At 40.6% G+C, this 13,223-nt stretch carries 8 protein-coding genes; all 8 read left to right on the plus strand.

The features are described 5' to 3' along the window. Window positions 1-468: DUF1793 domain-containing protein (locus DW173_RS15280; RefSeq protein ID WP_233562186.1), on the plus strand; the 468-nt coding region annotated here is incomplete at its 5' end. A gap of 17 nt (window positions 469-485) precedes the next feature. Continuing rightward, a complete protein-coding gene (locus tag DW173_RS15285; RefSeq protein ID WP_120144699.1) occupies window positions 486-1,991 on the plus strand; it encodes an IPT/TIG domain-containing protein in 1,506 nt (501 codons plus the stop codon). A 12-nt stretch (window positions 1,992-2,003) separates the two neighbouring features. Beyond that, the gene (locus DW173_RS15290) at window positions 2,004-5,108 is read left to right on the plus strand and encodes a SusC/RagA family TonB-linked outer membrane protein (protein WP_087322879.1); all 3,105 of its coding nucleotides are present in this window, start codon (window positions 2,004-2,006) and stop codon (window positions 5,106-5,108) included. A 15-nt stretch (window positions 5,109-5,123) separates the two neighbouring features. Further along, window positions 5,124-7,172, plus strand: a complete 2,049-nt coding sequence (locus tag DW173_RS15295) for a RagB/SusD family nutrient uptake outer membrane protein (RefSeq protein ID WP_074638157.1) — start codon at window positions 5,124-5,126, stop codon at window positions 7,170-7,172. Window positions 7,173-7,192: 20 nt separating this feature from the next. After that, entirely contained in the window at window positions 7,193-8,212 is a 1,020-nt protein-coding gene (locus DW173_RS15300) for a DUF4973 domain-containing protein (protein ID WP_120144700.1), read from the plus strand. Window positions 8,213-8,432: 220 nt separating this feature from the next. Beyond that, window positions 8,433-9,785: a sulfatase gene (locus DW173_RS15305; protein WP_117811486.1), complete on the plus strand. Its 1,353-nt coding sequence runs from the start codon at window positions 8,433-8,435 to the stop codon at window positions 9,783-9,785. A gap of 37 nt (window positions 9,786-9,822) precedes the next feature. Further along, window positions 9,823-11,535, plus strand: coding sequence for an arylsulfatase (locus DW173_RS15310; protein WP_120144701.1), 1,713 nt, complete (start codon window positions 9,823-9,825; stop codon window positions 11,533-11,535). A gap of 109 nt (window positions 11,536-11,644) precedes the next feature. Then, on the plus strand, window positions 11,645-13,063 hold the full coding sequence (locus DW173_RS15315; RefSeq protein ID WP_120144702.1) for a glycoside hydrolase family 28 protein: 1,419 nt from the start codon (window positions 11,645-11,647) through the stop codon (window positions 13,061-13,063). Window positions 13,064-13,223 lie beyond the last annotated feature (160 nt).

Raw genomic sequence — 13,223 nt, forward strand, 5'->3', positions numbered from 1 at the left:
GACAAATATGCGGCTATAGCCAAGAAAATGGCGGTGAAATGGGAAGAAATGGCGAATGAGGGAGATCATTACCGTCTGGCTTTTGACCGTAAAGATACCTGGAGTCAAAAATATAACATGGTTTGGGATAAGTTATGGAACCTGAATTTATTCCCTAACAATGTAATCGGAAAAGAAATAAACTATTATTTGAGCAAACAGAATCCTTATGGACTTCCTCTGGATTCGCGTAAAGAATACACAAAATCTGACTGGATCATGTGGACAGCAGCTATGTCATCAGATAAGGAAACTTTCCAGAAATTCTCTGATCCTGTCTATAAATATATCAATGAAACAGTCTCTCGTGTACCTATCAGTGACTGGCACCATACAGACAGCGGACGATGGGTTGGCTTTAGAGCTCGTTCGGTGATTGGAGGATACTGGATGAAGCTATTAATGGATAAAGTTCAGAATAATCAATAATTTAAATCTAGTGTATTATGAAATGTAAAACTATGAAACATGGGAGCATAGGGTTACAGTGTATGATGTTGGCATTCGTTTTTGCAGTCTGTTTTACTGGCTGCAAAGATAGCAAAGACGAGACATCAGCACCTTATGATCCGAATCAGCCAGTAGAGGTAACTGATTTCACACCCAAGTCGGGAGGTGGAAAGAAGAAGATGATTATCTATGGCAGTAATTTTGGCACAGATCCTTCTCTTGTTTCCGTTAAGGTAGGTGGAAAAGAAGCTATTGTTATTAGTGCTAAAGGTACTAGTATTTACTGTTCTACGCCGGAAAGCTGTTTCGAAGGAACTATTGAAGTAAAAGTGGGTGAGCAAACTGTGATAGCATCTGAAAAATATCAGTACGAACCGCAAATGGTAGTGACAGACTTATGTGGTGATGTAGATGAATTGGGGCAGGGCGATATTGTAGAGACTGGACCGTTTGATAATTGCGGAAAGATTGATTATCCTTTTTGGTTTTCTTTCGATCCTCAACATCCTAATATCCTTTACTTGTCTCAAAATGATAATGAAAGACCTTTAAGGATACTGGATTTGGAAAAGAAAATGATCTACTCTAAAAAATTAAATGACATTAAACGTGCAACTACTATTACATGGACTAATGATGGTGATATGGTATTGGCTACTCCTCAGACTGGTAATTCTAAGAATAGAAACAACATTATCTTAAAGCGTGGAAGTAGTGTGGACGGACTAGATTTCAAAGAGTCTAGTTGGGTAGCTTTGACGCGTGGTAATGCTTGCAATGGCTCTATGGTCCTTCCGCAAACGGGAGAACTTTACTTCAATTATCGTGCAGAGGGTAAAGTGTACAGATATAATTTTGAAGAGAACGGTTATAATAACAATCCAGAAGTTCCTAAAGGAGAAGGGCTGGATGATCTTTTGGCATTTAGCGTACCTAACCAAACCGTTGACTTTAGTATGGTTCCTCATCCAACAGGTAAATATGTGTATATCATAATGCATGAATCGCATTATATACTTCGCTCCAATTATGATGATGAAACAAAAAAATTGGTGACGCCGTACATTGTGTGTGGACAATCCGGTCAGGCGGATTATAAAGATCTTGTTGGTATCAATGCACGTATCAATAGGCCCGGTCAAGGTGTTTTTGTTCTTAATGAGGAGTACAAGGCTGCCAATAAAGCTGATTGGTATGACTTTTATTTTGCAGATAGAGAGAATCATTGTATCCGAGTGTTGACTCCGGATGGAGTGGTTTCTACATTTGCCGGACGTGGTTCCGCTTCCTCAACCAGTTATAAATGGGGTAAGCAAAATGGGGAGGTGCGTGAAAGAGCACGTTTTAATCAACCGACAGCTTTAGCCTACGATGAGGCTACAAAGACTTTCTATGTAGGTGATTGGGGAAATCATAAGATTCGGAAGATTGCTAGGGAACAAGCCTCTGACGATTTAAGCATAGAAGCATCCGATGATAATCAGAACCAAGGAAATCAATAAAAAGAAGAACGCATGAGAATAAAAGAATTTATTACGATTTGTTTGTTGTTAGTCTCAGTTTCTCTCTTTGCACAAGAAAAAACGATTGAGGTGACAGGAGTCGTGACAGACATGAATAAAGAACCATTGGTAGGTGTTAATGTGACAGTGAAGGACAAACCGGGTTTAGGTGCAATAACAGATATCAACGGACGCTACAAGATTAAAACTGAGGAATTTTCTCGTTTGGTATTCTCGTATATTGGTTTCGATACGCAAGAGGTATTGGTGAAACGTCAGAATCTGGTTAATATATCAATGAAAGAATCGGAAGCTAAGGAAATCGATGAGGTTGTAATCACGGGAACTGGTGCACAGAAAAAGTTGACCGTGACTGGTGCCGTGACGAATGTAGATGTCGAGGTTTTGAAATCTAACCCTACAGCCAATCTTTCTAACGCACTGGCGGGAAATGTGTCGGGTGTGCTTGCTATGCAGACTTCCGGACAACCGGGTGTGAACACTTCTGAATTCTGGATTCGAGGTATTTCCACTTTTGGTGCCAATAGTGCTGCATTGGTGCTGGTTGATGGTTTTGAACGTGATTTGGATGAAATTAACATTGAAGATATTGAGTCTTTTACTGTATTGAAAGATGCTTCTACCACAGCAATTTACGGTTCTCGCGGTGCAAATGGTGTGGTTTTGATTACTACTAAACGTGGTAAGGAAGGCAAGATCAAAATCAATGCTAAGGTGGAAAGTTCTTATAATTCGCGCACCATCACACCTGAATTTGCAGACGGCTATAGTTATGCTATGCTGATGAATGAAGCGCGGATTACACGTAATCAGGAGAGAATGTATCAGGATGATGAAATGGAAATCTTGCGATTGGGGCTTGATCAGGATTTGTATCCGAATGTGGACTGGATGGATGTGCTGATGAAGGATGGAGCCATGACTTATCGTGCTAATCTGAATATGAGTGGTGGTGGTAGCACGGCACGTTACTTCGTATCTCTCAGTTATATTAATGAGGAAGGTATGTATAAGACGGATGAGGCTATGCGCAAGGATTATAATACCAATCCCAGTAGCCAGCGTTGGAACTATCGTCTGAATACAGATATAGACATTACTAAAAGTACACTTGTTAAAGTGGGAGTATCTGGTTCTTTGAAAAAACGTAATGCACCGGGACAAGGTGCTAACGTATGGACTTCCTTAATGGGACAGAGCCCGATCAGTATTCCCGTCATGTACTCTAACGGTTATATTCCCTCACACGGAACGGACGATAATCGCAATAATCCTTGGGTGCTTGCTACACAGAGTGGTTATAAGGAAATCTGGAACAATAAAATTCAAACCAATATTTCTTTGGAGCAAAAGTTGGATTTCATCACGAAAGGTCTACGTTTTGAGGGACGTTTCGGGTTTGATACGAGTAACCAGAGTGAAATAAACCGCATCAGAATGCCGGAAACTTGGCGTGCCCAAAGAGACAGAGATGATGACGGAAATTTGGTTTTTAAACAACAAAATGCTGAGAAGCCTATGGAACAGACTAGCTCTTCGAGTGGTGAGCGTCGTGAATTCTTAGAAGCATTTTTACAATATAATCGGGCGTTCAAAGCACATCATGTGGGTGCAATATTGAAATATACTCAGGACGCTTACCGGACTACAGTTGATATTGGTACAGATGTAAAAAATGGTGTTGCCAAACGACACATGGGATTGGCGGGACGTGTCAACTACAACTGGAACTATCGTTATTTCGTAGATTTCAATTTCGGCTACAACGGTTCGGAGAATTTTGCCGACGGACATCGCTTTGGCTTTTTTCCAGCCTTTTCTTTGGCTTGGAACATAGCGGAAGAGAAATTGGTAAAAAAACATCTGAAATGGATGAATATGTTTAAGTTGCGTTATTCATATGGTAAAGTTGGTAGTGATAAACTTAAAATAGGTGATACAGTACATCGTTTTCCTTATTTATATACTATCAAAGACGATGGAAATGGCTGGACTTGGAGTGATTATGGTTCTCCGGACAATGTCTATACAGGAATGCACTATACGCAATTAGCCTCTAACAATGTTACTTGGGAAATTGCAACCAAGCACGATGCCGGTGTGGATCTTTCTCTATTTAATGATAAGTTAACAGCTACTGTAGATTATTTCCATGAACAGCGTGACGGAATCTATATGGAACGTCAATATTTACCTGGTATTGTGGGCGTGAATAGTAATCCGAAAGCTAATGTAGGAAGTGTTCTGTCGAAAGGCTTTGACGGTAACTTTGCTTACAAACAGAAGATAGGAAAGGTTAATCTGACTGTTCGCGGTAATTTCACTTACAGCAAAAACGAAATTTTGGAGAAAGATGAAATGAATGCGGTTTACCCTTATCAAAAGGAGGCAGGTTACCGGGTGAATCAGGCAAAGGGACTAATTGCTTTGGGACTGTTCAAGGATTACGATGATATACGCAATAGTCCTCAGCAGACAGCATGGGGAAAAGTACAACCGGGTGACATCAAATATAAAGATGTCAATGGAGATGGCGTTGTTAATGACGGAGACAAAGTGGCTATTGGTGCGACAACCAAACCGAATTTAATTTATGGATTTGGTGTCTCTGCACAATGGAAAGGGTTCGATTTCAATGCACACTTCCAAGGGGCAGGCAAGTCTTCGTTTTTCATTAATGGTCCTACAGTATACGCTTTTAGTGGCAGTCAATGGGGAAATGTTCTGACAAATTTGGTGAAAAACCGCTATGTTGATGCGGAGACGGCAGCTACATTGGGCATTCCTGCTAATGAGAATCCAAATGCTTCGTATCCTCGGCTTAGTTATGGAGGGAACGATAATAACTATAGAGCTTCTACTTTCTGGCTTAGAGATGGCTCTTATTTACGTTTGAAGACATTGGAGGTAGGTTATACATTGCCTAAATCAATCGTGAACAAAATACGGTTTAATAAAATACGCGTATTTTTTATCGGTACAAACCTCTTGACGTTTGCTAAATTTAAAGAATGGGATCCGGAAATGGGAAGTACTAATGGAGAGAAGTATCCACTTGCCAAGACATTTACTTTGGGATTGACTGTGAATATCTAATTAAATACATGAAAAATGAGAAAGATATATAAACTGTGTATTGGTATTGCGTTGAGTGCGATTATTGTTGCTTGTGCGGATAAACTCGACTCTGATAAATATTTTAAAGACCGTCGTTCTTTGGAGGATGTATTTACTGATAAAGAAAATACAGAAGAATGGTTGGCGCATGCTTACTCCTTTTTAAATGGTTACAATTTGGAAGTATCTATGATGTTGAATACCATCACTAATTTTGCCGATGATATCTATTTTGGAGGTAATAGTCTTGCTGTGTATAAGGAGTTCAAGACTGGTACTTACGATGAAAGCTATCGGCATTCGTGGAGTGAAAGTTATAAAGGTATTCGTCAAGCATCTATCTTTATCCAGCATATTGATATGAACACGAAATTTACCGAAGAGGAGAGGGCCGATCTGAAGGCGCAGGCACGTTTTGTGCGTGCTTACTATTATTGGTTATTGTTGCGTAAATATGGTCCTGTGCCTTTGTTACCTGATGAAGGACTGGATTATACTGCCAGTTATGATGATTTGGCCATCCAACGTAGTTCGTATGATGAATGCGTAGAGTATATCGAATCGGAGATGCTCTTGGCTGCCAAAGATTTGCCTCTGAACCGAGCTCTTAATCAGGGCGCGCGTCCTACACGCGGAGCGGCATTGGCGGCTCGTGCCAGAGCGTTGTTGTATTCGGCAAGCCCTATTAATAACCCACGTCCGGGGGAGGCAGATAAGTTTTCGGATATGGTAGACTATGATGGAAATTGTCTGATGTCTCAAGAATATAATGAATATAAGTGGGCAAAGGCAGCAGCTGCGGCCAGAGATGTAATGGAACTTCCCGGGGAAAATAACGGACGTCGTTATGAGCTTTATCATAAGAAGGCTACTGATATTGCCGAACCTGGATATCCTGCTACCATTGCTCCTTATCAGGATGGTGATTTCTCGACAAAAACATGGAATGAAGGTGGTTATAGTGATATAGATCCTTACGAATCTTACCGGTCGGTTTTCAACGGTGCGTTAGCGATGTATCAGAATCCGGAGCTGATTTTCAGCCGTGGACGTAACCAAGGGGGGAACAGTTTGGTTGAAATGGTGAAACTTCAAATGCCGAGAACATTAGGTAATGGAAGCAATGCTTATGGTATGACAATAAAGATGTGTGATGCTTACTATATGTATGATGGCTCGGAGTTTAACCGCCAAACCTTTTTGGATACCTGTCAGGTTGGAAATCGTTTTGTGACTAAAAAGGAAGGAGAAGCAGGAACATATCCTCATTTAAAGAAGGGGGTGTGGAAAGAGTATGCATGGCGTGAACCGCGTTTCTATGCTTCCGTTTCGTTCAATGGTTGCGTGTGGCCTTTACTAAAAAATGCAGAGACAGTTGATTATAAAAATGACGTTGAGAAACAAGTTAACTATTATTACGGTATCAATACGGACGGTTTCTCCGGTACTGGTGTCTATTTACGATCCGGGATTGGTATCATGAAATATGTGCATCCGGATGATACGAATCGTAAGGAAATCAAAGCGAAAGCGGAGCCTGCTATTCGTTTTGCCGAAATCCTGTTGATTTATGCTGAAGCACTGAATGAATTGGAAGACGGCTCTTCATACGACATTTCGTCATGGGATGGATCTACTACTTATTCTGTCAGCCGTGATATTAATGAAATGAAAAAAGGTATCAGACAAGTACGTCGCCGTGCAGGTGTGCCTGATTATACAATGTCGGAATATCAGGATCGGGATGTATTCCGCAAAAAGTTGAAACGTGAACGTCAAATTGAACTTATGGCCGAAGGGCAGCGCTATTTTGATTTACGTAGATGGAAAGATGCAGAAGTGGAAGAGTCCAAGAAAAATTACGGATGTAATTTCTATATGTCGGACACAGAGGAGCAGAGAGAACAATTTTATACTCCGATTGAAATTGCAGACTTACCTACTGCTTTCTCGCGTAAACTCTATTTCTGGCCTATCAGCCATGATGAGTTGAAACGTAATAAACGGTTGACGCAGAATCCGGGATGGACGTACAATGATTAATCTCCTAATAAGAATATGATATGAAAAATATATATATATGCTTAAGTTTATTGGCTGTCATCGTCTTGGGAACCGCTTGTAATAATGAGTGGGAAGATGAGCAGTATGGACAATACGTATCTTTCAAAGCGCCTATCGCTTCAGGAGGCGATGGTGTTACTACTATCTATGTAAGATATAAGGACAATGGAAAGGTGACTTATCAGCTACCTATCATTGTCAGTGGCTCTACAGTGAATGGACAAGACAGAGATATACGTATAGCAGTAGATAAGGATACGCTGGAAACACTGAATATTGAGCGTTTTAGTCTTTATCGTCCGGAATTGTGGTATACTGAAATGGAGGAAGATAAATACGAATTCCCCGAAACAGTACATATTCCTGCCGGTTCGTGTGTAGAGCAATTGAATATAGATTTTAGTTTACAAGGTATTGATATGTTGGAGAAATGGGTTTTACCATTGACCATTGTTGATGATGGAGCCTCTGATTATCAGAGTCATCCGCGTAAGAACTATGCAAAAGCTTTGTTGAAAGTGGTTCCTTTTAACGATTATTCCGGTTCGTACACGGCTTCTTCCATGAAAGTGTACACCTATATAAATGGCAAGCCTGACAACAACGCGAGAACGACGAACAAGCGTACAGGATATGTGATAGATAACAATTCCGTATTCTTTTATGCAGGCCTGATTAATGAGGATATGGATAAAGACATACGTAAGAAGTATAAAATTAATGTACATTTTAAAGAGGATGGAACATTGGATATGGAGCCGGACGATCCAACAAACGAGATGGAATTCAAACTGATAGGAACACCTATCTACAGTAGTACATCGATTATGGACGCTACCCGTCCTTACTTGGAACGCCGTTATGTTCAAATTATGTTTGAATACGATTTTCAAGATTTTACCTATGGTGGAAGTGGTACGGAAGTTATTCCTATCAAGTATAGAGTAGAAGGAAGCATGACGCTTCAACGGAATATCAATACGCAGATTCCGGATGAAGATCAACAGATTGAATGGTAATCTTATAAATGAGTAGAGGTAGGGAAGATATTAGGAATAGTGTCTTCCCTATTTTGTTTATATATGGGGTTAGATTAGCTGTTCCTCATCTCTGTTTACCTGTTTTTTTCCTTTATTGATTTGTATTTTTCCCTTTCTCTTAAAAAACTTCTCTACTTTTGCTACATAAGTCAGTCACACGGAACCGACAAAAAGCATAGTTAATTAAATCAGAATAATTATGAACATCAAAAAACATTTGCCTTGGTTGGGAGCTTTATTACCCGTGGCCAGTATGCAGGCAGAGACAAAACCCAATGTGGTCGTCATCTATGTAGATGATATGGGAATCGGAGATATCGGTTGTTATGGAGGTAAGTTTGTTTCTACTCCGAATATTGATAAGATAGCGCAGGACGGATTGTTATTCAATCAGTATTATTCATCCGCACCGGTCAGCTCACCTTCACGTTGCGGATTGACAACAGGCAAATTCCCGATTGAAGTAGGAATTAATACCTTTTTAAATAATAAAGCCAGCAACAAGAATTGTGAACAGCGTAACTTTTTGAGTGACAAGAATCCTTCCATGGCACGTGCTTTCCAAAGTGCAGGTTATGCCACCGGACACATAGGTAAATGGCACATGGGAGGCGGGCGCGACGTACACAATGCACCTTCTATTAAAAATTATGGTTTTGACGAATATATATCGACGTATGAAAGTCCGGACCCGGAACCGGCAATCACTGCTACGAACTGGATATGGTCGGCCAAAGACAGTGTAAAACGCTGGAGACGTACCGAGTACTTTGTAAATAAGAGCATCGACTTTGTCAAACGTCATAAAGACCAGCCTTTCTTTTTGAATCTCTGGCCGGATGATATGCATACCCCTTGGGTACCGGAATTTAAGCAAAAGGATAATAAAAGCTGGAATACGGAAGAAGCCTTCATCCCTGTTCTTGCTGAAATGGACAAACAGATCGGACGTTTTATCAAAGCATTGGATGAGTTGGGATTGTCGGAAAATACAATCGTGATTTTCACTAGTGACAACGGACCGGCACCCAGTTTCCAATCCGCTCGTGCTGCCTATTTAAGAGGAACGAAGAACAGCCTTTATGAAGGTGGAATTCGTATGCCGTTCCTTATAAAATACCCCAAGAAAATAAAGGCTGGACAAGTGAATAATGAGAGCGTACTGTGTGCAGTCGATTTATATCCCTCTTTATGTGCGATAGCCGGAATTGAAACAGAGAAAGGTTATCAGGGAGACGGACAAAATTATGATAAAGTTCTTTTGGGCAAATCGAAAGCTAAACGTAAAACGGATTTGATGTGGGATTTCGGTAGAAACCAATTCTTTAAGAAACCGGGAAATGCAAACGACAGAAGTCCTCATCTGGCTATACGCAGTGGCAACTGGAAGCTATTGATAAATAGCGATGGAAGCGATGCACAGCTGTACGATATTGAAAAAGACAAATTCGAGAAGAACGATGTGGCGCAGTCGCATCCGGAAGTCGTAGCTAAGTTGAGCAAAAAAGTATGTAAATGGTTTGAGGAAAACAAAGACAAAGGAAAAGAGTAATACAGTGAAAAACAAATTATAAACCAATATTAAACTTATGAATTCTAAATTATTACTATTACCGACCGCCTTGATGGTTGCTGGCCATTCTGCAGCAGAGGCGAAAGGCAAGAAATCGGACAAACGTCCTAATATCTTGGTAATTCTTGCAGATGACCTTGGCTATTCCGATCTGGGATGCTATGGTAGCGAGATTCATACTCCTAATTTGGATAAACTGGCACAAGAAGGAGTACGCTTTAATCATTTCTATAATGCAAGTCGTAGTTGCCCGACTCGTGCTTCCCTGTTGACGGGACTTTACCAGCACCAAGCCGGAATCGGACGAATGACCTTTGATGCTCACTTGCCGGGCTATCGCGGAACACTCTCACGCAATGCCGTTACCATTGCCGAGGTGTTGAAAGAAGCAGGATATACCACCAGTATGGTTGGAAAATGGCATGTTGCAGAGACTCCACTCCGTAAAGACCAACGCGAATGGTTGGCACACCGTGTCTTCCATGATACATTCTCTGATTTATGTCATTATCCCGTCAATCGTGGGTTTGATTCTCACTATGGAGTAATTTATGGAGTGGTGGATTACTTTGATCCGTTCAGCCTGGTAGAAGGTGAAGTGCCTATAAAAGAAGTACCCAAAGGATATTATATAACCCAAGCTCTTTCTGACCGCGCTGTGCAAGAGGTAGAAGAATATGCAAAGGATGATAAACCATTCTTTATGTACTTGGCTTATACAGCACCGCATTGGCCGCTGCATGCACTTCCTGAAGATATTGAGAAATATAAGGATACTTATAAAGTAGGTTGGGAAGCTATCCGTAATGCCCGTTATGAACGTCAAAAGCAGTTGGGTATTTTTCCGGGAATGGATAACTTTTTGTCCGAACGTCAGTTTCATGACAAATGGGAAGACAATCCACATGCAGAGTGGGATGCCCGTGCGATGGCCGTTCACGCTGCAATGATCGACCGTGTAGATCAGGGTATTGGACAAATTATCGAGGCTTTGAAAAAGACCGGACAGCTTGATAATACATTGATTCTTTTCTTGTCTGATAATGGTTGCAGTAACGAAGACTGCCAGAACATGTCTGGTGGAGAGAACGACCGTCCGGATATGACTCGTGATGGAAAAAAAATCATTTACCCGCGTAATAAACAAGTATTGCCTGGACCACAGACTACATACGCTTCATTGGGAGCCCGTTGGTCTAATGTAGCGAATACTCCATTCCGCTTTTGGAAAGCCAAATCTTATGAAGGAGGAATCTGTACTCCGATGATTGCTCACTGGCCGAAAGGAATTAAAAAGAACGTGGGTGGCATGACATCTGAAATAGGGCATGTAATGGACATCATGGCTACTTGTGTCGATTTAGCGGATGCTGAATATCCAACTACCTATAAAGGACATGATATTCTTCCAATGGAAGGAAAGAGCTTGCTTCCTATCTTCAAGACCGGACATCGCAAGGGACACGACTATCTGGGCTTTGAACACTTCAACGAACGTGCTTTTCTTTCCAATGATGGCTGGAAATTAGTTCGCCCGAAAAATAACTCTCAATGGGAATTGTACAATCTGAATGAAGACCGGAGCGAGCAACATGATCTGGCTGCTAAATATCCGGAGAAGGTGGCAGAAATGTCAAAAGCCTACGAAGCATGGGCTAAGCGTTGCATGGTAGAACCTTACCCGGGACAGAAAAAAGAAATAACTGTCATTCCATTTAAAACGGAATGAATAGAACATTGAATGAATAATGGGGATGAGGTTGTTCTTGATTAAGAATCATTCATCCTCATTGATATATCTAAAGATCTTATTCTTTTGGGAATAAAAATAAGTACAAATGAAAGTTCCATATAATAATTTGGATATGCAGATGCAGAAGAGTTTCTTAATAGTGTTTATTTTAATAGTGACAAATACAGCAAATCTTGCAGCAAAAAGTTCACCTTGGGATATAGCGGACAAAATAGTAGCAGAACTTAATCCGGTGACTTTTCCTGATAAGACATACAACATTGCTGATTTTGGTGCTGTAGCAGATGGGAGAATGCCTTGCAAAGGTGCTTTTGATAAGGCTATAACACAATGTAGTGATCAAGGCGGCGGTAGAATAATTGTACCTGCAGGAACTTATTATATGAATGGACCGCTGGTATTTAAGAGTAATGTCAATATCCATTTGGAAGATGGTGCTATATTGAATTTTAGTAGTAACCAGGAAGATTATTTGCCCACGGTAATTACACGATGGGAAGGTACGGAATTGTTTAATTATTCTCCGCTGATTTACGCTTATCATGTACAGAATATCGCTTTGACTGGAAAAGGCACGATAAATGGCAATGGTTCCAAGAAATTTTCTGCCTGGGCTGATAATCAGAATATAGACAAGGAAATACTAAGACGAATGGGACGTGAAAACCTGCCTATTTACAGGCGTATATTTGGAGAGGGTTTCAGATTACGTCCAGGGTTTATCGAACCGTATGGTTGTGTAAATGTGCGTATTGAAGGTATCACAATCAAAGATTCACCGTTCTGGGTGATCCATCCGATATTTTGCAATAATGTTATTGTTCGTGATGTAACGGTTGACAGTCATAATCGGAATAACGATGGTTGTGATCCTGAATCATGCAGCAACGTTTTGATTGAAGGTTGTACTTTCTCCACGGGCGATGATGCTATTGCTATTAAGTCGGGACGGGATAATGATGCTTGGCGTATTGGACAGCCTACTGAAAATGTCGTCATTCGCAATTGCACCTTTTGGTCAAAAATAAACGGGGTATGTATCGGAAGCGAAATATCGGGAGGTGTACGTAATGTATTTATAGAAAATATTAGTATCCTTAAATCATCGAATGCCATCTATTTCAAATCGAATCTTGACAGAGGGGGATATATCGAAAATATTTATGTTCGCAACATACAGGCTGACTCGGTGCGCACAGCTTTGGTTCGCGTAGAACCGAATTATAAGGGAGAGCGATCGGGATTTCATCCTACCTTGTTCAACAAGATTACGGTCGAAAACGTAACTTGTGGGCAAACGAATGAGTGTGCTATATCCATGGCTGGATTCCCGGAACTACCTATAAGAAACATTACGTTGAAGAATATCACCGTAGATAAGGCTGTGTCGGACTATCGCTTGGAGCATGGTGAGAATATTATTTTCGAGAATGTGAGAGTAAATGGTGAAAAATTACCGGAAAAACCAGAAGCGAAAAAGATTAAGAAACTTCGTGTTTTATAAGATATACTGTCATTATTAAGTGCCAAACATACTTGTAATGGGATATTCTTTGAATTAAAAAAATATATAAGGCAACTGACTCGCAATGAGCTAGTTGCCTTTTTGAAAGTGAAAATTACTCTTGTTAGGATAGAAAAGTGAAAATTTTCAGAATGTTCTT

This window comes from Bacteroides sp. AM16-13, assembly GCF_003602705.1.
Taxonomy (GTDB): domain Bacteria; phylum Bacteroidota; class Bacteroidia; order Bacteroidales; family Bacteroidaceae; genus Bacteroides; species Bacteroides xylanisolvens.